Below are 22,903 nucleotides of genomic sequence, written 5' to 3' on the forward strand. Positions count from 1 at the left end.
TCATGGAGTGGCCCATGACGTCGCCGACGACCAGGGCGACCCGGCTGCCCGGCAGCGGGATGGCGTCGTACCAGTCGCCGCCCACCCGGGCCGATTCGGCGGCGGGCAGGTAGCGGGCGGCGAGACGGATGCCGGGTGGGCTGGGCAGGGTCTCGGGCAGCATCGTGCGCTGGAGTTCGTCGGCTATGTGGGCCTCGCGGCCGTAGAGCACGGCCTTGTCGATGCCGAGGGCGCTGTGGGTGGCGAGTTGCGCGGCGACGAGGAGGTCGTTGATCTCGAAGGGCCTGCTCTCGGGGCGGCGCAGGAACAGGGCCGCGCCGATGACGCGGCGCCGGCCGCGCAGTGGGGCGAGGATCGCGCGCTGCCCGTCCGGCAGGGCGAACGCGCCGCCGTCGCCGACCAGTTCGGACAGTGCGCCGCGGCCGGCGGGGGAGTCGGTGAACACCGGGCGCACGCCCCGCAGCACCTCGGCGAGATCGCTGCCCGGCCGGACCTCGCACAGTTCGGGCGCGGGCAGTCCCGGCTCGGAGGACGGGAGGGCGCCCGTGTCCTCCTCCGCCGGGGCGCGGTCGGCCCGGTGCAGCCGCAGGACCAACGGGCCGGTGGGCCGCTCGTCGCCGACCGGCAGCGGCTCGCGCAGACAGACGAGGATCCCGTCCGAGAAGCTGGGCAGGACGGCCCGGCACAGGCCCGCCACGATCTCGTCCAGATCCATGGCACGGCTGATCCGCCGCGTCGCGGCGCCCACGAACCGCAGCCGGTCCGCGTCCTGCCGCACCGGTCCGGCGGCGGCTCGCGAGGCCGGGGGCGGCGCCGGGTGCGGGACCGGCGATGCCCCGCGCACGCCGAGCGCGGCATGAGCCGACAGCTCGCCGAGCACCTGCCGGTCCTCCGCACGGAAGACGTCCCGTTCGGGACGCCGCAGGAACAGGGCGGCGCCCACCGTGCCGTCGGGTCCGACCAGCGGGACGAGGAGAACCCGGTCCCCCCGCGGCACCCGGGAGTCCGGCCCCAGCAGCTCGCGCAGGGCAGGATCCAGATCACCGGAGTCCCTGCCCAGCGCCTCACCGGCGTCCAGGACCTTCGCCAGGACACCGGACGGCGCCATCGGGACGGTGACCGGCGCCGGCCCGCCCAGCACTCCGCCGAGCCCGTCCTGCGGGCCGGGATGCCACAGCGCACCGGTGTCGTCCGGCCGGCCGTCCACCGGGGACGAGGCCGGGCCGGAGGGCTGGGCGGGGATGGGGGACCGGCGCAACCCGGTCCCGCTCAGCCGCAGTTGCGCCTGCGAGGCCGTCGGGTCCGCGGGGCCCGGCGCGGCGTCGAGATACACGACGAGGGCGTCCGCGACGGACGGCACCGTCGCCCCGCAGAGCTCCTCCAGTACCTGCGCCGGATGCTCGGCGCGCGCGACGCGACGGACCGCGTGGGTGAGAAAGCGCTTGGGGTCGGGCCGCATCGCCCACATCCTCCGCGAGGCCCCGGGTTCTGTCCAGCCGCACGCGGCAGCAGCCGAGGAAGTCGCACAGCCCGAGCGCCGTGCGCGGGGAAACCGGCTCCGTCCGGACCATTGACGCGGCGGTGGAGCGCCCCGACACTGGCGTGACTACGTAGTCATACCCGGCCCGTTCATCCACGGTGCCGTCCCTGACTACGTAGTCCACCCCCTTGTCACTCCCGGGAGCGCGCATGACCACGAGCGGAGCCGAAGGCCAACCGGCCGCCGGTGGGCGCCGGCGACGCGGCCCCGGGATGACCGAGGTCGCGCGGGCCGCCGGGGTGTCGCAGAAGACCGTGTCGCGGGTCGTCAACGGCGAACCGCACGTCAGCCCGGAGGTGCGCGACCGCGTCCTGAGGGCCATCCGCGACCTGGCCTACCGTCCCAACACCGCCGCCCGGGCCCTGCTCCTCGGCCGCTACCGCCGGATCGGAGTGGTCTCGCTGGGCAGTTCGCTCTACGGCCCCTCGACCCTGCTCATCGCCCTGGAGCGGGCGATGCAGCGCGCCGGCTACTCCGTCGCCCTGGCCAGCACCCTGGAGGGGCAGAGAGTCTCGGTCGCCGTGGACGCGTTGCTCGAGCAGGGCGTGGACGGGATCGTGCTGTCCGAGCCCATCGACGACGGCACGCCGCTCAAGCTGAGCGCGGACGTGCCGGTGGTCAGCCTCGGCGAGGGCGTCGAGCTGACGCCCGGGACCAGTGCCGTGGTCGGCGGCGACGGTGTCGCGGCGGCCCGGATCGCCACCGAGCACCTGCTCTCCCTGGGGCACCGCACCGTCTGGCACCTGCCCGGCCCGCAGAACTGGTGGGCCGCCCGCGACCGCCTGCGCGGCTGGCGCGAGGCCCTCGCCGCCGCCGGCGCACCCGAACCGCCCCTGCCGTCACCGGGCGACTGGAGCCCGGCCTCCGGCTACGCCGCGGGACGGCAGCTCGCCCGACTCTCCGACGTCACGGCCGTGTTCGCCGCCAACGACGACATGGCCATCGGCGCTCTGCGCGCGTTCGCCGACGCGGGCCGCGCCGTCCCCGGCGACGTGAGTGTCGTCGGCTATGACGACATTCCCGCCGCCGCCTACCTCGCCCCGCCGCTGACCACCGTCCGGCAGAACTTCGCCGCCGTCGCCGACCGCGCCGTCGACGTACTGATCGCCCTGATCGAGGGCCGCCCCGCCCCGGCCGGACAGCCGGGCCAGGCAGTCGAGTTGACCGTACGGGCCTCCACCGGGCCGGTACGCGACCAGGGGCCCGCGCACGCCCGCCCGTAGCCGCACCACGTGAGGAGTCACGTGTGTACACCCCCATGCCCCCCAGCCCTCCGACCCGCCGCGCCCTGCTGCGCGGTGCCCTCGGCCTCGGTACGGCCGCCGCACTCTCCGCCTGCGGCGGCGCCGGCACCACGCCCCGCACCTCCGGCGACGTCACCCTCTCCCTGTGGACCCACGACCCGGGCTACGAGGAGTTCTTCGTCAAGGGCGTCCCGGAGGCCGACCGCGCCACCGACTTCCGCTACCACCTGAAGGTGACCCGCTCCGGCCCCCCGGACATCGTCACCAAGCTGCTCGCCCAGGCCGTCGCCGGACGCGGCACCCCCGATCTGGTGGGCTTCGAGATCGGCAGCTTCCCGCGCATGCTGCGCGGCGACATCTCCGAACGGCTGCTGCACGACCTCACCGCCGACGTCGAGGCCGTCCCCGGCCTCAAGGACGACCTGCTGCCGGCCCGCACCGCCCCCTTCAGCAAGGACGGCCGCCTCTACGCCTTCGACTCGGACACCCCGATGGTCGTCTACTTCTACCGCGACGACCTCTTCGCCGCATACGACCTCCCCGCGGACGCGGCGACCTGGGAGGAGTTCGCCGAGGCCGGGGCCCGGGTGTACCGGGACCACCGCGCCTCGCTGTGCGTCGTCTCCACGGCGGGCAGCGACCCGACCCAGGTCGTGCAGTCCTTCCAGATGCTGCTCTACCAGCGCGGCGGCGCGTTCTTCGACGCCGACGGGAAGCTGCTCCTCGACTCGCCGGAGGCCGAGGAGGTGCTGCGGTTCCTCTGCGAGGGGCTGCGCAGCGGCTTCGTCATCGACGTGTCCGACTACTACGGGGCCGCCATGCAGGCCGCTCTGAAACGAGGCCGGGTCATCGGCCTGCCCATGGCCATCTGGTACAAGAACTACGGCCTGGCGCCCAACGTGCCCGAGCAGAAGGGCAGGTGGCGGGTGCGCGACCTGCCCCGGTTCAGCAAGGGCGGCGGGGTGACCGCCGCGCTCGGCGGCACCGGCTTCGGCGTCGTCAAGGACAAGGCCAACACCCGCGCGGCCACCGAGTTCCTCTTCAAGACCTGGCTCACCCACGACGGCCAGGTCCGCCGCTTCACCGAGACCGGCTACCTGCCCACCCGCCGGTCCGTCTACGAGGATCCGCGCCTGGGCGCCTACACGGACGACTTCTGCGGCGGGCAGCGGCTCTTCGGCCTCTACCGCTCCCTGCTGCCGGACGTACCGCCGTTCCACCAGAGCCCGGACCAGTCGATCCTCTACGACGTCCTCGCCGGCAACCTGCTGCGCGCCTACCGCGGCGGCATCACGCCGCGTCAGGCCCTGAAGCAGACCGCGGCGGACTACCGCGACCAGGCCGGCCGATAGGAGTGCGACCGACATGACCACCACCGTCGCCGGCCCACCCGGGACGACCCGCGACCACACCGGCCCGGACCGGGAAGCACGGCGCCCCCACCGGACCTGGGCGCCCTACCTCTTCATCTCGCCCTTCTACCTCCTCTACGTCCTGTTCCTGCTGATCCCGGTCGGCGCCTCGCTGTGGCTGAGCCTCACCGAGTGGGTGGGGCTCGGCACCCCGCGCTGGGTGGGGCTGCGGAACTACCGGCTGCTCGCCACCGACATCAGCTTCCACCGGGCCCTCGGCAACACCGCCGTGTTCGTGCTGGTCGCGGTGTGTGTCGTCGTTCCCCTGGCGCTGCTGATCGCCCAGGCCCTCAACACCCGGGGCCTGCGCGTACGGGACCTGTGGCGCACCGCCTACTTCGTGCCGATCGTGGTCTCGCCCATCCTCGTCGCCCTCGTCTTCGGCCTGATCTTCGACCGGCAGTTCGGGCTCGCGAACGCGGTGCTGCGCGCCCTGTTCGGCACCGGCGGCGTCGACTGGCTCGGCGATCCGAGCCTGGCGAAAGCGAGCATCGCCCTGGTGATGCTGTGGCGCTGGACCGGCTACCTCACCGTCTTCTTCCTCGCCGGGCTCCAGAACGTGCCCCGGGAGCTGTACGAGGCCGCCGCCCTCGACGGCGCCGGGCGGCTGCGCATCTTCACCACCGTCACCCTGCCGGCGCTGAAGCCGGTGACGGCGTTCGTCGTCGTCACGTCCTTCATCGGCGCGGCCCAGATCTTCGAGGAGCCGTACCTGCTGACCGGCGGCGGGCCGGCCGAGTCCACCCTCTCCGTGACCATGTTCATCTACCGGGCGGCCTTCCAGCGCCAGCAGTTCGGCTACGCCGCCGCCGCGGCCGTCGTCCTCTTCGTCCTCGTCTTCGGCCTCAGCCGGCTCTTCAACCGTCTCCTCGGCATCGGGAGGGCCGCCTCATGACCCGCACCCGCGCACCTCTCTACGGCGCACTCGTCCTGCTGCTCCTGGGCTTCCTCGCCCCGCTGCTGTGGGCGCTGAGCGGCTCGTTCAAACCGCGCGGCGACATCTTCGGCTACCCGCCGGAGTTCGTCCCCGACCCGTTCACCCTCGACAACTACCGGACCCTGCTCACCGACCAGCCCTTCGGCCGCTGGTTCCTGATGAGCACGGTCGTCGCCGTCGTCGCCACCACCGTGTCCGTCTTCGTGTGCGCGCTGGCCGGCTACGGCTTCGCCAAGTTCCGCTTCGCCGGCAAGCGGCTGCTGTTCGACGTCATGTTCAGCTCGTTGTCGATCCCGTTCGCGGTGATCCTCGTGCCGCTCTTCGTGGTCCTGGTCAAGACCGGGCTCGGCAGTCCGTGGTTCGCGCTGATCGTGCCGTGGGTCGCGCCCGCGTTCGGGATCTTCATGATGCAGCAGTACATCGTGCAGTCCATCCCGGACTCGGTGCTGGAGGCCGCCCGGATCGACGGGGCGAGCGAGTTCGGCATCTTCCGGACCATCGTGCTGCCGCTGCTGCGGCCCGCGCTGGGCGCCCTGGCCGTCTGGCAGTTCCTCCAGAGCTACAACAGCTTCCTGTGGCCGCTGGTGCTGGTCTCCGACAGCTCCCAGTACACCCTGCCGCTCGGCCTGCAGACCCTGTTCGTGTCGGAGCAACGGCAGTACGACCTCGTGCTCGCCGGAGCCGTCCTCGCCGTCCTGCCCGCCGTCGCCCTCTTCGTGCTGCTGCGCAAACAGCTGCTCGAAGGCCTGTCCACGGGCGCGGTCAAGGGCTGACGCCCGCTCGGTCCAGCTGAAGGAGAAGAATGTTCGAGCTGCCTCGGCGCGTCCTGTTCGGCGCCGCCTACTACCACGAGTACCAGCCCTGCGATCGCCTCAAGGACGACCTCGACCTGATGGCCGAGGCCCGCTTCTCGGTGATCCGCGTCGGCGAGTCCGTCTGGTCCACCTGGGAGCCCGAGAACGGCCGCTTCGACCTCGACTGGCTCCAGCCGATCCTGGACGGCGCCCACGAGCGGGGCATCTCCGTCATCCTCGGGACGCCCACGTACGCGGTACCGCCCTGGCTGGCCCGGCAGTACCCGGAGATCGCCGGGGAGAGCCGCACCGGTGAGCGCATCGGCTGGGGCGCCCGGCAGGAGGTCGACTTCACCCACCCGGCGTTCCGCTTCCACGCCGAGCGGATCATCCGCAGGATCACCGAACGGTACGCCGACCACCCGGCGGTCATCGGCTACCAGGTCGACAACGAACCCGGCCTGCACCTCTTCCACAACCACGGCGTCTTCCAGCGCTTCACCGACGAACTGCGTGAGCAGTACGGCGACGTGGAGACCCTGAACCGCGAGTGGGGCCTGGTCTACTGGTCGCACCGGCTGTCCACCTGGGCGGACCTGTGGACCCCGGACGGCAACGCCCAGCCGCAGTACGACCTGGCGTGGCGGCGCTTCCAGGCCCGGCTCACCACCGAGTTCATCGCCTGGCAGGCCGACATCGTCCGCGAGTACGCCCTCCCCGGCCAGTTCGTCACGACCTGCATCTCCTACGACCGCCAGGGCGTCGAGGACGACCGGCTCACCGACCGCCTCGACGTCACCGCGGGCAACCCGTACTACACGATGCAGGACGCCCTCGCGCTGCCCGACCCGGGCGGCGCCGGGCAGAACTGGACGACCAACGGCACCTGGGCGCTGTACCGCAGCGCCGACCGCATGTACTCCTCACGCCAGGAGCCGTTCCTGGTCACCGAGACCAACGCGCAGGCCATCAGCGGGCCGTGGGACAACCGCCCGGCCTACGACGGCCAGTGGCGGCAGGCCGCCTGGGCGCTGATCTCCCGCGGCGCCTCGATGATCGAGTACTGGCACTGGCACACCCTGCACTTCGGCACCGAGACCTACTGGGGCGGCATCCTCCCGCACAACGGGCGGCCCGGCCGCGTCTACCGCGAACTGGCGGCGCTGGGCGGGGAGCTGGAGAAGGCCGGCGACCTCGTCGCGTCCCTCACCCCGGACGCGGACGTGGCCTTCCTCTACGACGGGCCCAGCAAGTGGGCGCTCCAGGGCCAGCCGCCGCTGGCCGGTCCCGACGGGGGCCCGGACGGGCGGTCGTACGAGAGGATCTTCGACGCCTTCTACCGCGGTGCCTTCGACGCGGGCCTCCAGGCGCGCGTCCTGCACCCCGGGCAGCTCCCGGACGCCGATCTGCCGCCGCTCCTGGTCGTCCCCGCCTACTACGCCGCCGACGACACCGTCCTGGACCGGCTCCGTGCCTACGCCGAGGCCGGCGGCCATCTCGTGCTCGGGCCCCGCACCGGTTACGGCGACACCGAGGCCAGGGCCCGCACCGACCTCCAGCCCGGCCGGCTGGCCGAGGCGGCCGGGGTGACGTACGACGAGTTCAGCAACCTCGGCGATCCGCTGCCCGTCACCGGCACGGAATCCCTCCCCCTCCCGGCCGACGCGCACGCCCTGCACTGGGCGGACGGGCTGCAGCCGCAGGGCGCCGAGACGCTGGCGGCGTACGTGCATCCGCACTTCGGACGCTGGCCCGCGGTCACCACGCACCGCCACGGCGCCGGGCGCGTCACCTACGTCGGCACCGTCCCCGACCCGGTCTTCGCCCGGGCCCTGTTCGACCGGTACGCCCCGGAGGGCGCCTGGCGCCCCGCACACCCGAGCGTCACGGCCACCTCGGCGACCGCCCGGGACGGCCGCCGGGTGCGCTTCCTGCACAACTGGTCGTGGGAGGAGGTGTCCGTGCCGGTGCCCACCGCCCTGCGGGAGGTGCTGTCGGAGACGGTGTACGGCGACGCGGTACCGCTCGGACCCTGGGACGTGAAGGTGCTGGTGGAGGAGGCGGTGCTGACGGACAGCTGACCGCCCGGGGGCCGTCCCCGGGTGCCGCCGGGGCACCTTGCCGTCAGAGGATCCTGCGGTGCACGAGGGTCGACAGGACGAGGGCGCCCGGCAGGAGCGGGAGCCACACCGTCAGAACGCGGTAGCCGATGACGGTGGCCGTGGCCGTGGCCACGGGGGCGCCGAACGCGGCCATGGTGAAGACGAGCGCGGCGTCCACGGGGCCGATACCGCCCGGCGCGGGCACGGCCCCGACCGCGGTGCCGGCCACCAGCAGCGCGAGGATCACCTGCGTCCACGACAGGGGCAGCCCGAGCGAGAAACCGACCGTGGCGATCACACTGCCCTGGAGCAGCGGGGTGGCGGCCGCTCCGCCCCACAGGGCGAGCACACGGCCGGGCCGGGTGTGCAGCTCGCGGGCGTCGGTCAGCGCGGTGCGCAGGAAGCCGACGACGGGGCGGCGCAGCGCCCGTACGGTCACGAGCGTCACGGCGGTCGCGGCCAGCGCGAGCAGCGCGCCGCCCGCCGCGAGGAGCAGGGTGTGGTCGTCCGGGACGAGTGCACCGAGCCGCAGTACGTCCGGGAACGCCACCAGGAACGTGAACAGCACCACCGTCCTGGCGACCGGTTTGGCCAGGGAGTACAGGGCGAGGGAGGCGGTGGCCCGGGGGAGGGGGATGCCGCGGCGCTGGAGGAAGCGCAGGGTGACGGCGTGCGCGCCGAGGCCCGCCGGCAGCACCTGGTTCGCGGCACCGGCGGCGAACTGCGAGGCCACCAGCAGCCCGGGCGGCAGCCGCTCCGGCAGGGCGCCCTGCCGGACACAGGCGGCGGCCACCCACGTCAGACACGTGCAGGCGAACGCGGCGAGCAGCCACCAGGGATCGGCCGAGGCCAGCCGGGCAGCGCCCTGGAGCGCCGCCCGCCGGTCGGTCAGGGCCCACCCCCCGACCAGCAGCAGCGGAAGCAGGGCCAGGGCGGGCCGGACGAGCCGCGCGGCGGCGGGGGAGCGGCGGGGCGGTGCGACGGGGAGCGGGGCGGGGAGCGTTTCGAGCCGAAGCCGGGACACGGCGTACGTCGTCCTTCCGCGTCACGCCCGGGGACGGGGCGGACGATGCAGGGCGAGTCAGGGGACGCCGGAAACGTGCCCGGCCGGCGTGACGCCCCGGTGTCAGGCAGCGGAAGCGAGAGGGGCGGGAGAACGACAGGGCCGATTCCGCGACAGCGGAGCCGCCTACGCGGCGACGGCCCCCGTCCCGGCCACCGGGAACCCCGGGCTCCGCAGTACGCGCCCGGCCGCGTCCACCGCGAACACCTCGCAGTTCTCGCGGGCCGCCGCCCACTCGACGCCCTGGGTGCCCAGGGCGAACGCCGCGGTCGCGACCGTGTCCGCCTGGGTCAGGGTGGGGGCCACGACGGTCATGCTGAGGAGACCGGTCGCCGGCCGGCCCGTGCGGGCGTCGAAGATGTGGTCGCCGCGTTCGTAGCGGGCGGAGGTCGCGACGGCCCCGTCCGTGAGGTCCAGGACCGTGCAGAGCCGGTCGGCGCGCTCGGGGTGGCGTACGCCGACGCGCCAGGGGCCGCCGGAGGCGATCACGTCGCCGCCCGCGTTGAGGCAGAAGCGCCGCGCCCCGGCCGTCCGCAGCAGCTCCGCTCCCTTCTGCACCGACCAGCCCTTCACCACGGCGCAGGGGTCGAGGCCGCGGCCGGGCAGCCGGACGTCGAAGGCGCCCCCGGTCGCGATCCGGTACTCCTCGCACAGGTCCAGGACCTCGCGGAGCGCAGGACTGGGGTCCGGGACCTCGCCCCGGTCCAGCCGTGCCACCTCGCTGTCCGGGCGGAACGGGCTGAACCGCGCGTCCACCTCGCGCAGCCAGGCGAAGAAGCCGTCCACGGGCGCCCCGGGGAAGCCCTCGTCGTCGATCCGTACCGACACCGGGAACCCCATGACGTGCTCGACGCGCCGCATGCCGTCAGCCCCTCGCGTCGATCGCGGCCTGGAGCGACTCCTTGTAGCCGTCGCTGGTGATGGTGGCACCGGACACCGCGTCGATGTCGGCGCTCTGCGCCTGGAGCGTCTCCTCGATCAGCTTCGGCACGGCGGCCCTGGTCTGCGGATGGTTCGGCTGCTGGAGCATCCGCACCGAGGCGATCCGGTCGCCGGAGAAGGTGACCTGGACCTGCACCGGACCCTTCTCGGTGTCGAGCGTCGAGCCCGACACGACCGTGGTCGTGGTGCCGCCCGACGAGGAGACCGAGGGGGTCGACGCGGGCGCGGCGGCCTCCGTGGTGGACGACGACCCGGTGTCGTGCGACGGCGCGTACCGCCAGACGGGGATCAGGCCCGCGACGCTCAGGACGAGGACGGGTAGGGCTCGCTTCACGGTGTTCTCCTCGTTCCCGTCAGCCGGCCAGGCTGAAGCGCTCGAAGTGGGTCTGCGTCCTGGGCACGCCCAGCTCGCGCAGGCTGCCGAGCACCGCGTTCATCATCGGCGGCGGGCCGCACAGGTACACGTCCCGGTCGGCGATGTCCGGCACCAGACGCGCCAGCTCCCGCGGCGCCAGCCGGTCGGGCACCGGAGGCCCGGTGACCAGGTGCAGCTCGGCACCCTTGGCGAGCGCGAGTTCGCGCAGTTCGTCGTAGAGGACGGCGTCCCGGTCCGTGGCCACCCGGTAGATCACGACCGCGTGGCCGTGCAGTTCCTCCAGCAGGGCCCGGATCGGGGTGACACCGACACCACCGGCGATGAGCAGGGCGTCCGGGCGGGTGCGGTGCAGGGTGGTGAAGGCGCCGTAGGGCCCCTCGGCGAACACCCGCGTGCCGGCCTTGAGGTGCCGCAGGGCCGCGCTGCCGTCGCCGGCCCGCTTGACGGTCAGGCGCAGCGTACGGCCGTCCGGCGCGGCGGACAGCGAGAACGGGTTGGCCTGCCACCAGCGGTCCCTGGTCAGGAACCGCCACAGGAAGAACTGTCCGGCGCGGGCGGGCAGCCGGTCCAGGTCGCGGCCCGTGACGTAGACCGAGACGACGTCGTCGTTCTCGGGGACGACGGCCGTGACCCGGAGCCGGTGGCGGAGGTTGCGCCACAGCGGCAGCACCAGCCGGCCCGCGAACACCGAGGCGAGGGCCACGCCCCACACGGCGTACCAGTAGGTCCTCGCCACCGACGACGAGGTGAACGTCGTGCCCGCCGCGACCTGGTGCGTGAACGCCAGCACCACCGCGACGTAGGTGTACAGGTGGATGAAGTGCCAGGTCTCGTACGCCAGCCGGCGCCGGGCGTAGCGGGCCGAGACCACGCCGACCACGATGATGATCGCCAGGGCGGTGATCGCGCGCAGCACGCCCTCGACGGTCTCCGCGAGATCCACCAGCTGGTTCACCGGGTCCAGGGACGAGGACTGCGCGTAGCCGAAGACGATGAACACGACGTGGGCCAGCAGCAGCCACAGCACCGAGAAGCCCGTCCAGCGGTGCCAGGACGTCAGCCGGTCCATGCCGATCCGCCGGTCGAACCACGGCAGCCGCGCCACCAGCAGCAGCTGGAACGCCATGAGCAGCGCCCCGTACAGTCCCGCCAGCCGCCCCAGCACGATCAGCGTGTTCGAGGCGAAACCGGCCTGGACGAAGAAGACGGTCACGACGACCGCGTTGGCCAGCAGCACCGCGTACAGGCCGGTGCGGCCCAGCACTCCGGGGCGCACACCCGGGCGGGACGCCGCGGGGCGTTCTTGGAGGGTCGTCACGTTCGGCAGCTCCTTGATCGGATCCTGGGATACCGAGCTTGTCGCGGGGGAGCTGTCGGAATGCTGTCGCCCAACTTTCAAGTATTTATCGATCCGGCGGCGAAGGGGCGGACGGCTATGGCGGCACCGGACACGTGCAGCACTATGAGCGGGTGGAAAAAGTACGACTCCTCGTCGTCGACGACGACCCGCCCATCGCCGACCTCGTCGCGACCGTCGCCCGCTACGAGGGCTGGGAGGCGGTCACCGCGTACTCCGGCGAGGACGCGCTGAAGCGGGCCGCCGAGTTCCACCCGGACATCGTGGTGCTCGACCTGATGCTGCCCGGCGTCGACGGCTTCGGCGTCCTGGACCGGCTGCGCGCCTCCGGCACGATGGTGCCGGTGGTGTTCCTCACCGCGCGCGACGGCGTCGCCGACCGGGTCGCGGGCCTGACCCGGGGCGGCGACGACTACCTGGTCAAGCCGTTCGCCGTGGAGGAGCTGATGGCCCGGTTGCGGACCGTGCTGCGGCGCAGCGCCGGCCCCGCCTTCCAGCGGTCCGTGCTCCAGGTCGGCGATCTGACCATGGACGAGGACACCCGCGAGGTGCGGCGCGGCGAGAACGCGCTGTCGCTGACCCCGACCGAGTACGAGGTGCTGCGCTACCTGATGCGCAAGTCGCCCACCGTGCTCACCAAGGCGCAGATCCTCGACCACGTGTGGGAGTACGGCTTCGGCGGCCGTTCCAACGTCGTCGAGCTGGTCATCAGCCGGCTGCGCCGCAAGCTCGACGAGACGGACGACGGCGGCGCGCCGCTGATCCACACCGTGCGGGGATTCGGGTACGTACTGCGGCAGGCCTCCGAGTGATCACCCGGCTGCGGCGGGCCTACCGCAGGATGCGCCTGGGCACCCGGCTGGCCCTGGGCCTCGGCGCCCTGTCGCTGGTCGTGTTCGCCGTCGTCGGCACGGCCCTCACCACGTACATGCGGGACTACCTGTCGGCCCAGCTCGACACCCAGCTGGCGCAGGCCCAGATCGCCCAGTCCAAGAGCATCGCCGACTACGGCACGCTCTCGGGCAAGAAGTACTACAGCTGGTTCTACGCCGTGTACGACGTGTCCAACGGACCGCCCGAGCTCCGCAGACCGGAGGATCCGGCCGATCTGCCGAAGGACGTCGACGACTTCGCCGCCCTGGCCTCGGCCCAGACCGCCGCGCACAAGGAGCTGTTGCGCACCGAGCACCTCAGGGGCGCGGGCACCTACCGGCTGCGCGCCTGCGAGGTCGAGCCCGGGGTGGTCCTGGTCAGCGCCGCGCCCATGGCGGACATCGAGGACACGGTCGGGCAGCTGATCACCATCCAGGTCGTCACCTTCGCGCTCGCGCTGCTCGCGCTGGTGGTCTTCGGCCGCCGGATGCTGCGCCGCGGGCTGAAGCCGCTCAGCGACATGGCGTCCACCGCGCACGGCATCGCCTCGCACGACCTGACCGAGTCGGCGGCCCGGCTGCCGCTGCGCGCCGACGGCCGGGACGGCGGCCCGGAGGTGGACGAGCTGCGGACCGCCTTCAACACGATGCTGGAGCACATCGACGACTCCCTCGCCGTGCGCGCGGAGGCCGAGCAGCGGCTGCGCCGGTTCGTCGCGGACGCCTCGCACGAGCTGCGCACCCCGCTGATGTCGGTACGCGGCTACGCCGACCTGTTCCAGTACGCCGCCGCCAACGCCCCCGAGGAACGCGACCGGCACCTGGCCAGGCTGCGCGCCGAGGCCGCCCGGATGGGCATCCTCCTGGACGACCTGCTGCTGCTCGCCCGGCTGGACGCGGCGGAGGCGGAGGCGCCGCTGCGGCTGGAGGACGCCGACCTGGTGGAGCTGGTCCAGCAGGCCGCCGACGCCTTCCGGGCCGGCCGGCCGGACCACCCGCTGACGGTGACCACCGGCCCGGCGGCGCTCACGGTGCGACTGGACCCGCAGCGCGTCCGGCAGGTCCTGGACAACCTGCTCGCCAACGCCGCCGTGCACACCCCGCCCGGAACGCCGGTGTCCGTGGACGTCACCGTCGCCTCCGACACCGCCCTGGTCCGGATCGCCGACGCGGGTCCCGGCATCCCGGCCGAGGACCAGGAGCGCGTCTTCGACCGCTTCTACCGCGTCGACAAGGCCCGCAGCCGCGACCGCGGCGGCAGCGGTCTCGGCCTCGCGGTCGCCCAGTCCCTGGTCCGGGCCCACGGCGGCCGGATCGAGCTGAACAGCGAACCGGGGGCGACGGTGTTCACCGTGCGCCTGCCGCTGAAGGAGACGGGTCTTACGGACCGTTGAGACGCGCCCTCTAGACTCGACCGGCAACAGCCCGTACGACCATGGCCAAAAGTCTCCGCCAACCGAAGGGCCCCGGCGTCTTGATACGGATCGATTCAGTCACCAAGCGGTACCCGGACGGCACGGTGGCGGTCGACCGGCTCTCGCTGGAGATACCCGACCGCTCGATCACCGTCCTCGTCGGACCGTCGGGCTGCGGCAAGACGACCACCCTGCGGATGATCAACAGAATGGTCGAACCGAGCGAGGGAACGATCCTCCTCGACGGCGAGGACATCCAGCGGCAGCCCGTCACCACCCTGCGCCGGTCCATGGGTTACGTCATCCAGAACGCCGGCCTCTTCCAGCACCGCACGATCGTCGACAACATCGCGACCGTGCCCCGCATGCTCGGCTGGGGCAAGCAGAAGGCCCGGGCACGGGCAGCGGAGCTGATGGAGCGGGTCGGGCTCGACGCCGCGCTCGCCAAGCGGTACCCGTACCAGCTGTCCGGCGGCCAGCAGCAGCGCGTCGGCGTGGCCCGGGCCCTGGCCGCCGACCCGCCGGTGCTGCTCATGGACGAGCCGTTCTCGGCGGTCGACCCGGTGGTGCGCAAGGGACTCCAGGACGAACTGCTGCGCATCCAGGACGAGTTGGGCAAGACCATCGTCTTCGTCACCCACGACATCGACGAGGCGATCAAGCTCGGCACGATGGTCGCCGTGATGCGCACCGGCGGCCACCTCGCCCAGTACGCGCCCCCGGCCGAACTGCTGTCCAGCCCCGCCGACGCCTTCGTCGAGGACTTCCTCGGCGGCGACCGCGGCATCCGGCGGCTGTCGTTCTTCCCGTCGGCACCGCTCGAGCTGACGAGCGACCCGGTGATCCCGCTCGACGCCACCGCCGAGCAGATCGCCGCCCCCGACGCCCCCTACCTCCTGGTCACCGACGCGGACGGCCGGCCGCTCGGCTGGAGCGCCCCGCGTGACCTGGTCGCGGGGGAGATCCGGCCGGACCGGCTGCTGTCCCACGGGCGGCCGTTCGTGCCCGGCACCGACTCGCTGCGGGTCGCCCTCGACTGCGCGGTGCTGTCGCCGACCGGCTGGGCCGTCGCCGTGGACACCGGCGGGCGGGTGACCGGCGTCGTCTCGCAAGCCACCATCGGCGAGGCGATCCGCACCGCCCACGCGGCGGGGCGCGACGACGAGAAGGTCGCCGGATGAGCGACTTCCTCCACGACTTCTTCGACATCCCGAGCGACCTCCAGCACAGCTGGATCGGGCTGGTCGGACTGCACTTGAGAGAGGCCCTGCTGCCGGTCGCCGCCGGACTGCTCCTCGCGCTGCCGACCGCCCAGCTCTGCGTGCGCTTCCGCTGGCTCTACCCGCCCGTCCTCGGCGTCACGACCGTGCTGTACGCCATCCCGTCGCTGGCGTTCTTCGTCGTCCTCATCGACTACACCGGGCAGACCGAACTCACCGTGATGATCCCGCTGGCCGTGTACAGCCTGGTGGTGCTCGTCCCGGCGATCGTCGACGGGGTGCGCTCGGTGCCGCAGGAGACCCTGTCCGCGGCCACCGCCATGGGCTTCGGGCCCGTACGGCGGTACTTCCAGGTGCAGTTGCCGATCGCGGTCCCGGCGATCATCGCCGGCCTGCGGGTGGCGACCGTGTCGAGCATCTCCCTCGTCAGCGTCGGCATGCTGATCGGCAACCAGGGCGCGCTCGGCAACCTGCTGCACGACGCCCAGATCTACAACCGGCCCGAACTGACCTGGAACTCCGTGATCACCACGGCCCTCCTGGCGATCCTCGTCGACGCCCTGCTGGTCCTCGTGCGCGTGCTGCTGACGCCCTGGATGCCCAGCGGCACGGCCGGCCGCAAGCAGGCGCCCGCACTCAAGGACGCAGACCGGTGAACGTACTCAACTTCGTCAACTCCTTCTTCAGCGACAGCGCCCACTGGCAGGGCTACGACGGCATCCCGGCCCGCCTCGGGGAACACGTCCAGTACACCTTGGAGGCGCTCGCCCTCGCCGCCGCCATCGGACTGCCGATCGGCCTGGTCACCGGCCACTACGGGCGCGGTGGGAACGCCCTGTCCCTGGTCGCCACCGCCGGCCGGGCCCTGCCCAGCTTCGGCCTGCTGGTGCTGATGACGACCCTGCTGGGCTTCGGGATGCTGCCCGTGATGATCCCGCTGGTCGTCCTCGCCGTCCCGCCGATCCTGGTCACCACCTACGAAGCGATGCGGTCCGTCGACCCCTCGCCGGTGGACGCCGCCCGCGGCATGGGCATGCACGAGTCCCGGATCCTCTTCCAGGTCGAACTGCCGGTCGCGCTGCCGCTGATCCTCAGCGGCCTGCGCTCGGCGGCCATCCAGATCGTGTCGACGGCGACCATCGCCGCGTACGTCAGCCTGGGCGGCCTCGGCAGGTACATCGTCGACGGCCTCTACCAGCGCGACTACGAGAAGGTGGTGGGCGGCGCGACGCTGGTCGCCGTCCTGGCGCTGGTCACGCTCGCGCTGTTCTGGGCGGTGGCACGGGTCGCGGTGTCGCCGGGCGTGCGCAGGAGTTGAGACGCACGGGGACGCGGGCTGCCGCAATCCGCCGCACATCGACGCCGATTGGTGACCAGGCTGCTCTTGACTGACCGAATATGGGCTGGCTTGGATCAATGGGTGATTACTACGGCGAAGAGCAGCACCCGGTCCATCACGAGGCACCCCGGCGCGGCCGCAGTCGCGCTCGCCGCGACGGCAGCTCTTCTCGGAGGCTGTTCCTCCGGAGGCACCTCCGACGACCCGCTCAAGGGCGGCGGAGCGGAGAGCGGCACCGTCGTGGTCGGCTCCAACAACTTCGCCGAGAGCATCCTGCTCGCCGACATCTACGGCGAAGCCCTCAAGGCCAAGGGCATCAAGGTCACCTACAAGCCCAACATCGGCAGCCGTGAGACCACGTACGGTCTGATGAAGAACGGCACCATCACCGTGCTGCCGGAGTACAACGGCTCCCTGCTGGCGTACCTCGACGCCAAGGCCAAGCCGAAGACGGTCGAGGAGACCACGACCGCGATCAACGGCAAGCTCGACTCCGAGCTGGAGCTGCTGAAGCCCTCGGCCGCGCAGAACAAGGACTCCGTGACCCTCAACGCGCAGACCGCGAAGAAGTACGAGCTCACCTCGGACTCCTCCATCGGCGACCTCAAGGACATCGCCAAGGACCTGGTCTTCGGCGGCTCGCCGGAGTTCCAGACGCGGCACCAGGGCCTGGCGGGCCTGAAGTCGGTGTACGGGCTGGAGTTCAAGTCCTTCAAGTCCCTCGACGCGGGCGGGCCGCTGACCCAGGCGGCGCTGAAGAAGAACACCGTGCAGGCCGCGGACGTCTTCACCACCGACCCGACCATCGCCCGGGAGAAGTTCGTCGTCCTGAAGGACCCGGAGAACCTCTTCGGCTTCCAGAACGTGCAGCCGCTGGTCCGCAAGGGCGAGCTGTCCAAGGAGGGAGTCGAGGCGCTCGACGCGGTCTCGGCGAAGCTCGACACGAAGGCGCTGCTCGAACTGGACGCGCAGGTGCAGCTGGAGAAGAAGGACCCGCTGGACGTGGCCAAGGCGTGGCTGAAGTCGGCGGGCCTGGACTGACCCTCCCCCAGGGGGTGTCCGCAAGGTCCCGCCTGCCCCGCGACCTTGCGGACACGCCCTAGCCCTGCACCGCTGTTGCGATCAGCTGGTCGATCAGGGCGATCAGCACGTCCCGGCAGGACTCGCGGTCCCGCGCGTCGCACAGCAGCACCTGCACGTGCTCCGGCACCGCGAGTGCGTCCCGGATGTCCTCGGCCGGATACGGGTGTTCCCCGTGGAAGCCGTTCACCCCGACGACGAACGGGATGCCCCGGCGTTCGAAGAAGTCGATCGCGGCGAAGCTGGACTCGGGTCTGCGGACGTCGACCAGGACCACGGCACCGAGCGCGCCGAGGGCCAGGTCGTTCCACATGAACCAGAACCGCTGCTGCCCCGGCGTACCGAACAGGTACAGCACCAGGTCCCGGCTGATGGTGATCCGGCCGAAGTCCAGGGCCACGGTGGTGGCCCGTTTCTCCTCGATACCGTCCAGGTCGTCGACGCCCAGACCTGCCATGGTCAGGGGTTCCTCGGTGCGCAGCGGGGCGATCTCGCTGACCGACCCGACCATGGTGGTCTTGCCCACGCCGAAGCCGCCGGCGATGAGGATCTTGACCGTGTCGGGTGCCGAGGACGCGTCGGTGGCGACGTCAGAGCCGGCCAAGGCCGTCCCTCACTTTCTTCAGCAGGTCCAGGTCCGGAGTGGTACGGGATACGAGGCGGGGCGGACGGACGGTGATCCGGCCCGCCTCCAGCAGGTCGCAGAGCAGGATGACGACCACGCTCACCGGCAGGTCGAGCCGGGCGGCCAGCTCCGCCACGGCCATCGGCTCGGCGCACAACCGGAGGATCCGGGTGTGCTCGGGCTGGCACCGGGCCGCCGCCGTGGGCTGCGGATCGACCGCGGTCACCGTCGCGATGAGCGTGAAGTCGGCGCGGCTGGGCCGGGTCCGGCCACCGGTCAGCGCGAACGGCCGTACGAGCCGCCCCGCCGAGTCGCCTCCGGCCACCTCACACGCCTGGGTCGACGACGGGGCCGGCCACGCCCCGCGGTGCCGCGCTGAGGTGCTCGCCGATCTTCTTCACCAGCATGTTCATCTGGTACGCCACCACACCGACGTCCGCGCCGGGCCCGGTGAGCACGACCAGGTGGGCGCCGGGACCGGCGGAGGTGAGGATCAGATAGCTGTTGGCCATCTCGATGAGCGCCTGGCGCACCGGACCGCCCCGGAAGTCCATGCTGACGCCCTTGCTGAGGCTCATCAGGCCGGACGCCGTCGCCGCGAGCCGCTCGGCGTCGTCGCGCAGGAATCCGGTGGACTTGCTGACCACCAGGCCGTCCTCGGACAGCACCACGGCCTGGTTCACGTCGGCGACCCGCTCCACGAGTCCGGTCAGCAGCTGGTCGAGCTGGGTGTGCGTGGCGGGGATGGGGCGTGTCATTGCGGTGTCCTTCGTCAGCGGTCGGCGGGCGGAGTCGAGGGGACGGGTTCGGCCGCGGCCTGCCGGGGTGGTGCGGCCGCGTCCTCGTCGTACGGCGGCTCGGCGTCGTCGTCACGGGCCCGGAGCGTGCCGCGCTGGAAGCCGGCCAGGGACGATGCGGCTGCCTCCGCGGTGAAGTCGTCGGGGGAGCCGTCGTCGCCGACGGGCGCGGACTCCTCGCGCAGTTCCTCCACCAGGCTCGTCTGCGGCACCCGGCGGGGGAGCGGGGCGAGACCGTCCCGGCGGGGGATGACCTCGCGGGCGGCGGGCGCGGCGGCAGGGGCGGTGGCGGCCCGGACCGACACGAGGGGCCGGGGCTCGCGCGCGGTCCCGGCGGCACCCTCCGGCTCCTCGGCGGCCGTGGCATCGTCGGCATCTTCGGCCTTCTTGGCGTCCAGCGGGCTCCGCCCGTCGACCGGACCCGGTTCGTCCACAGCACTCCGCCCGTCCGTCCCGTCCTTGGCGTCCCGCGCACCGGCCTCCGGGACCTCCCGCACCACGACGTCGTGCGGTATCAGCACGATCGCCGTGGTCCCGCCGTACGGCGACGAGCGCAGGGTGACGGCGATGCCGTGCCGGTGGGCCAGCTGGGCTATCACGAACATGCCGAGCCGCAGGTCGTCGGCGAGCGCCACCACGTCGAACTGCGGGGGGACCGCGAGCTGTTCGTTGAAGGACGCGTAGTCCTCCTCCGACATGCCGAGGCCGCGGTCCTCGACCTCGACGGCCAGGCCCTTGGCGACCATCCCGGCCCGCACCGTGACGGGGCTCGGGGCCGGCGAGTACGCGGTGGCGTTGTCGATGAGCTCGGCCAGCAGATGGATGACGTCGGCCACCGCGGGCGGTGCGACGTACACCTCCTCCTCGGTGTGCACCTCCACCCGCTGGTACTCGGCGACCTCGCCGACCGCACTGCGCAGGATGTCGATCAGTGCGACCGGCTCGGTCCAGCTGCGGCCGGGCCGTTCGCCGCTGACGATGACGAGGTTCTCCTCGTAGCGGCGCAACTGGCTGGCCGTCGAGTCCAGTTCGTACAGGCCCTTGAGGATGTCGGGGTCGGTGTGCTCGCGCTCCAGCGTGTCGAGCTTGCTGAGCTGGAGGTTGACGAGGTTCTGGCTCTGCCGGGCGATGCCCAGGATGATCTTCTGGAAGCCGCGCCGGGTGTCGGCGAGTTCGACGGCGGTGTGCACGGCCGTGCGTTGGGCGGTGTTGAACGCCTGGGCCACCTGGCCGAGTTCGTCGTGCCCGTAGTCCAGCGGGGTCGTCGCGGACTCCGGGTCGACCGTCTCGCCCCGGTCGAGGCGGGCCACCACGTCGGGCAGCCGCTCCTGCGCGAGGCTGACGGCGGCCCGGCGCAGGCCGCGCAGCCGCCGGGACAGCGAGCGGGTGATCCGCCAGGACATGCCGACGCACACCAGCAGCGCGAGCAGCCCGCCGGCGCTCAGGATCCCCGCCTTGATCAGCAGTGCGTCCGCCTTGTCGGCGCTGCGTTCGAGCAGGCCCGTCGTCTGCCGCTGGATCAGGCTCGCGTAGTGCTCGGACAGCTTGTCCATGGCGGCGTTCCACCGCTTCTGGCTGTTCGGCAGGGCGATCCGGTCCGCGGCGGCGCTGGAGTTCCGGGCCGCCAGCACCTGGTCCTCGACGGACTGGAGCGTCTGCCACTCCGGGCTCGCCAGGATCCGCTCGGTCTGTGCCTTGGCACTGCCGGTCAGCTGGGGCACGATCTGGTCCTGGACGAGCCAGCGCCGGGTGTTCACCAGCTCCGTGAACTGCACCCAGGCCTTGTCGTCGAGGTGCCCGGACGGCCAGGCCAGGGTCAGCTGCGCGTCCTCGCGGGAGACCAGCTCCGCCGCGTGCTCCAGGGCGACCAGCGGACCGGCCTGCGAGGTGAGGTCGCCGTCGTCGACCTGGGAGAGCTCCTGGAAGGCGTGGATCTGGTCGTCGATGATCGAGGAGTACTGGTCCAGCGCCTGCTGCGCGGTGATGTCGGTCGGGTGGTCCACCTGGTCGCGGTAGTACTCCAGGCTGCCCACCGAGCCCAGCACCGAGTACAGCCGGTCCGATATGCGGGAGGGCGCCTTCTCGATCGCGTCCGCCTGCCCGACCAGCTTCGCGACCGCCGCGTCGGTCTGCTCGCGCTGCGCGTCGAGGGCGGCCCGGGAGCCGCGCGGCGAGGCCAGCCAGGCCGCCGACAGGCTGCGTTCCCGCTGGAGGGCGAGCGTCGCGTCGGTGCCCATGGCACCGGTCGACCGGCTCAGCTCCGTCTGGTCACGCAGCCGAAGCCCCTCCGAGAACATCTGGATGGTCGTCACGCCCCACATGGCGGCGAGGGTGACGCTGGGCACCAGGGCCAGGAGCACCAGGGAGAGGCGTATGGAACCGAGACGGCGCCGGGTACCTGTCCGTCGAGACATCGTCGTCCTAGGGCGATCAGCGGGGAGCGAGCAACGGGGAGGCGGAACGGTCGGGGAGGGGGGTGGGGGACGGACGCGGGGGAGTTCGTGTGCCGGTTACGGCACATGGGATGCGCAGGATGTTATCCGTACAAGTGACCGCAGGGGCCGGGCCTGACCGAATCTTTGGCGACACCGTCACAGGAAGTGCCCGGTCACCGGGTCCCGGCGGCGGCGAACCGTGCCACCGCGGACACGTTGGACCTGGTCACGAACGCGGGGCCGGTGAGCACCGGGGCCGCCCCGCCGCCGCTGATGTTGCCGTTGGTCCGGTACAGCCACAGGGCGTCCACCGCGAGGTAGCCCTGGAGGTAGGGCTGCTGGTCCACGGCGAACTGCACGTTGCCGCCCTGGACCGCCTTGACCACGTCCTTGTTGAGGTCGAAGGTGGCGACCTTGGCCCTGCTGCCGGCCTGCTTGACGGCGTCGACCGCGCTGAGCCCGTACTGGGCGCCCAGGGTGACGACCTCGTCGATGCTGGAGTCCTGCCGCAGCCGGGACGCGATCGTGGCGGTCACCGCCTTCATGTCGGTGCCGTCCACGTACAGGTTGTCGGTCTCGCCGTCGAAGGTCTTCCGCACACCGGCGCAGCGGGCCTCCAGCGCGACGTTGCCCCGCTCGTGCACGACGCACAGGGCGTGCTTGGCCCTGACCTCGTCCAGCTTGTCGCCGACGGCCCGGCCGGCGACGGACTCGTCCTGGCCGAAGTACTCCAGCAGGCCCGCCGGCCGCCAGGCGTCGATACCGGAGTTGAGCCCCACGACGGGTATGCCGGCCGCCTTGGCCTGGGCGATCGGGCCCCGCATCGCCGCCGGTTTGGCGAGCGTCACCGCGATGCCGTCGACCTTGTCGCGGACCGCGTCCCGCACCAGCGTGGCCTGCGCGGCCGGGTCGGCGTCGCTGGCGTAGGTCAGGTCGACGCCGTCCTTGGCGGCCGCCGTCTCGGCGCCCCTGCGCACCAGGTCCCAGAAGGCGTCGCCCTTGCCGCCGTGCGTGACCAGGGCGACCTTCATCCCGCCGCCCGCACCGCCCACCGGGTCCGCGTCCGACCCGTCGTCGGTCGCGCCGAGGACGGAACAGCCGGCCACCAGCAGACACACGGCGGACACCAGGGCCGCGACACGGGTGAGTCTCGCGGAGGTGTGCGGCGGGGGAGGAGTGTTCATGAGGGGCGGACCTCGCTGTGCGGCCGAGCAAGAGCAGGGTGAGAGCACAGACGGGCCGTGAGCACGGACCGGATGACTCTCGCTGGCCCGGAGCCAACCGTGTGTGACCACTGGGCGTCAAGTGAGCAGCCACCTGCCGTGAGTTGATGGTGCCGCATCGTGATGATCT

Annotated in this window: 20 protein-coding genes and 1 pseudogene; 11 read left to right on the forward strand and 10 right to left on the reverse strand. The window is 72.3% G+C overall.

All coding sequences use genetic code 11. From position 1 onward, the window contains the following. Positions 1 to 1,459, reverse strand: a pseudogene (locus GTY47_RS40830) (hypothetical protein); the annotation flags it as partial. 293 nt (positions 1,460 to 1,752) lie between these two features. Between GTY47_RS40830 and GTY47_RS13590 the strand changes: the two are divergent. Genes GTY47_RS13590 through GTY47_RS13610 form a run of 5 tightly spaced genes read left to right on the forward strand, consistent with a single transcriptional unit; the run spans position 1,753 to position 8,008 of the window. Continuing rightward, positions 1,753 to 2,763 carry a LacI family DNA-binding transcriptional regulator gene (locus GTY47_RS13590; RefSeq protein ID WP_010034128.1) on the forward strand — a complete coding sequence of 337 codons (1,011 nt, stop codon included), beginning with the start codon at positions 1,753 to 1,755 and terminating at the stop codon, positions 2,761 to 2,763. Positions 2,764 to 2,786: 23 nt separating this feature from the next. Continuing rightward, positions 2,787 to 4,136, forward strand: coding sequence for an ABC transporter substrate-binding protein (locus tag GTY47_RS13595; protein WP_010034130.1), 1,350 nt, complete (start codon positions 2,787 to 2,789; stop codon positions 4,134 to 4,136). A gap of 13 nt (positions 4,137 to 4,149) precedes the next feature. Next, positions 4,150 to 5,091: a sugar ABC transporter permease gene (locus tag GTY47_RS13600; protein ID WP_010034132.1), complete on the forward strand. Its 942-nt coding sequence runs from the start codon at positions 4,150 to 4,152 to the stop codon at positions 5,089 to 5,091. Continuing rightward, entirely contained in the window at positions 5,088 to 5,906 is an 819-nt protein-coding gene (locus GTY47_RS13605) for a carbohydrate ABC transporter permease (RefSeq protein WP_010034135.1), read from the forward strand. Before GTY47_RS13600 ends, GTY47_RS13605 begins: the two co-directional genes overlap by 4 nt. A gap of 29 nt (positions 5,907 to 5,935) precedes the next feature. Further along, the gene (locus GTY47_RS13610; RefSeq protein WP_010034138.1) at positions 5,936 to 8,008 is read left to right on the forward strand and encodes a beta-galactosidase; all 2,073 of its coding nucleotides are present in this window, start codon (positions 5,936 to 5,938) and stop codon (positions 8,006 to 8,008) included. A 43-nt stretch (positions 8,009 to 8,051) separates the two neighbouring features. Here the strand turns inward: GTY47_RS13610 and GTY47_RS13615 are convergent, their stop codons facing one another. From GTY47_RS13615 to GTY47_RS13630, 4 genes are all read right to left on the reverse strand, one after another. Then, on the reverse strand, positions 8,052 to 9,053 hold the full coding sequence (locus GTY47_RS13615; RefSeq protein WP_010034141.1) for a lysylphosphatidylglycerol synthase transmembrane domain-containing protein: 1,002 nt from the start codon (positions 9,051 to 9,053) through the stop codon (positions 8,052 to 8,054). 165 nt (positions 9,054 to 9,218) lie between these two features. Then, on the reverse strand, positions 9,219 to 9,953 hold the full coding sequence (locus GTY47_RS13620; RefSeq protein ID WP_010034143.1) for an FAD:protein FMN transferase: 735 nt from the start codon (positions 9,951 to 9,953) through the stop codon (positions 9,219 to 9,221). A 4-nt stretch (positions 9,954 to 9,957) separates the two neighbouring features. After that, positions 9,958 to 10,368 (reverse strand): FMN-binding protein, encoded by a 411-nt coding sequence (locus GTY47_RS13625; RefSeq protein WP_010034144.1) that lies wholly within the window; start codon positions 10,366 to 10,368, stop codon positions 9,958 to 9,960. A 19-nt stretch (positions 10,369 to 10,387) separates the two neighbouring features. Beyond that, on the reverse strand, positions 10,388 to 11,674 hold the full coding sequence (locus GTY47_RS13630) for a ferredoxin reductase family protein (RefSeq protein WP_040902554.1): 1,287 nt from the start codon (positions 11,672 to 11,674) through the stop codon (positions 10,388 to 10,390). A 206-nt stretch (positions 11,675 to 11,880) separates the two neighbouring features. Here GTY47_RS13630 and GTY47_RS13635 point away from each other — a divergent pair, with 206 nt between their 5' ends. From GTY47_RS13635 to GTY47_RS13660, 6 genes are all read left to right on the forward strand, one after another. After that, positions 11,881 to 12,579: a response regulator transcription factor gene (locus GTY47_RS13635; protein WP_010034146.1), complete on the forward strand. Its 699-nt coding sequence runs from the start codon at positions 11,881 to 11,883 to the stop codon at positions 12,577 to 12,579. Further along, complete coding sequence (locus GTY47_RS13640; protein WP_010034149.1) at positions 12,576 to 14,033, forward strand: HAMP domain-containing sensor histidine kinase; 1,458 nt, start codon at positions 12,576 to 12,578, stop codon at positions 14,031 to 14,033. The genes GTY47_RS13635 and GTY47_RS13640 overlap by 4 nt, the downstream gene beginning before the upstream one ends. Before the next feature lie 80 nt (positions 14,034 to 14,113). Continuing rightward, positions 14,114 to 15,235, forward strand: coding sequence for an ABC transporter ATP-binding protein (locus GTY47_RS13645; protein ID WP_010034151.1), 1,122 nt, complete (start codon positions 14,114 to 14,116; stop codon positions 15,233 to 15,235). Next, complete coding sequence (locus tag GTY47_RS13650) at positions 15,232 to 15,930, forward strand: ABC transporter permease subunit (RefSeq protein ID WP_010034154.1); 699 nt, start codon at positions 15,232 to 15,234, stop codon at positions 15,928 to 15,930. Before GTY47_RS13645 ends, GTY47_RS13650 begins: the two co-directional genes overlap by 4 nt. Continuing rightward, on the forward strand, positions 15,927 to 16,592 hold the full coding sequence (locus GTY47_RS13655) for an ABC transporter permease (protein WP_010034167.1): 666 nt from the start codon (positions 15,927 to 15,929) through the stop codon (positions 16,590 to 16,592). The genes GTY47_RS13650 and GTY47_RS13655 overlap by 4 nt, the downstream gene beginning before the upstream one ends. Positions 16,593 to 16,697: 105 nt before the next feature. Next, the gene (locus GTY47_RS13660) at positions 16,698 to 17,654 is read left to right on the forward strand and encodes an ABC transporter substrate-binding protein (protein ID WP_029180763.1); all 957 of its coding nucleotides are present in this window, start codon (positions 16,698 to 16,700) and stop codon (positions 17,652 to 17,654) included. A 58-nt stretch (positions 17,655 to 17,712) separates the two neighbouring features. Here GTY47_RS13660 and GTY47_RS13665 read toward each other — a convergent pair whose 3' ends face one another. The 5 genes from GTY47_RS13665 to GTY47_RS13685 form a co-directional block, all read right to left on the reverse strand. After that, positions 17,713 to 18,297 carry an ATP/GTP-binding protein gene (locus GTY47_RS13665; protein WP_010034173.1) on the reverse strand — a complete coding sequence of 195 codons (585 nt, stop codon included), beginning with the start codon at positions 18,295 to 18,297 and terminating at the stop codon, positions 17,713 to 17,715. After that, positions 18,284 to 18,643 carry a DUF742 domain-containing protein gene (locus tag GTY47_RS13670; protein WP_010034175.1) on the reverse strand — a complete coding sequence of 120 codons (360 nt, stop codon included), beginning with the start codon at positions 18,641 to 18,643 and terminating at the stop codon, positions 18,284 to 18,286. Before GTY47_RS13670 ends, GTY47_RS13665 begins: the two co-directional genes overlap by 14 nt. Before the next feature lies 1 nt (position 18,644). Beyond that, complete coding sequence (locus GTY47_RS13675) at positions 18,645 to 19,076, reverse strand: roadblock/LC7 domain-containing protein (RefSeq protein WP_010034179.1); 432 nt, start codon at positions 19,074 to 19,076, stop codon at positions 18,645 to 18,647. A gap of 14 nt (positions 19,077 to 19,090) precedes the next feature. Further along, complete coding sequence (locus GTY47_RS13680) at positions 19,091 to 21,529, reverse strand: nitrate- and nitrite sensing domain-containing protein (RefSeq protein ID WP_029180764.1); 2,439 nt, start codon at positions 21,527 to 21,529, stop codon at positions 19,091 to 19,093. Between the two features lie 194 nt (positions 21,530 to 21,723). Then, positions 21,724 to 22,734, reverse strand: coding sequence for a substrate-binding domain-containing protein (locus GTY47_RS13685; protein ID WP_010034184.1), 1,011 nt, complete (start codon positions 22,732 to 22,734; stop codon positions 21,724 to 21,726). Between the last annotated feature and the right edge of the window lie 169 nt (positions 22,735 to 22,903).

The sequence above is a fragment of the Streptomyces sp. SID5464 genome (genome assembly GCF_009862985.1).
GTDB classification, from domain to species: Bacteria; Actinomycetota; Actinomycetes; order Streptomycetales; family Streptomycetaceae; genus Streptomyces; species Streptomyces chartreusis_D.

Coding starts and splice junctions, on each gene's coding strand:
- GTY47_RS13605 (WP_010034135.1), top strand. CDS start 5,088: ATGACCCGCACCCGCGCACCTCTCTACGGCGCACTCGTCCTGCTGCTC.
- GTY47_RS13685 (WP_010034184.1), bottom strand. CDS start 22,734: ATGAACACTCCTCCCCCGCCGCACACCTCCGCGAGACTCACCCGTGTC.
- GTY47_RS13680 (WP_029180764.1), bottom strand. CDS start 21,529: ATGTCTCGACGGACAGGTACCCGGCGCCGTCTCGGTTCCATACGCCTC.
- GTY47_RS13600 (WP_010034132.1), top strand. CDS start 4,150: ATGACCACCACCGTCGCCGGCCCACCCGGGACGACCCGCGACCACACC.
- GTY47_RS13610 (WP_010034138.1), top strand. CDS start 5,936: ATGTTCGAGCTGCCTCGGCGCGTCCTGTTCGGCGCCGCCTACTACCAC.
- GTY47_RS13620 (WP_010034143.1), bottom strand. CDS start 9,953: ATGCGGCGCGTCGAGCACGTCATGGGGTTCCCGGTGTCGGTACGGATC.
- GTY47_RS13650 (WP_010034154.1), top strand. CDS start 15,232: ATGAGCGACTTCCTCCACGACTTCTTCGACATCCCGAGCGACCTCCAG.
- GTY47_RS13675 (WP_010034179.1), bottom strand. CDS start 19,076: ATGACACGCCCCATCCCCGCCACGCACACCCAGCTCGACCAGCTGCTG.
- GTY47_RS13590 (WP_010034128.1), top strand. CDS start 1,753: ATGACCGAGGTCGCGCGGGCCGCCGGGGTGTCGCAGAAGACCGTGTCG.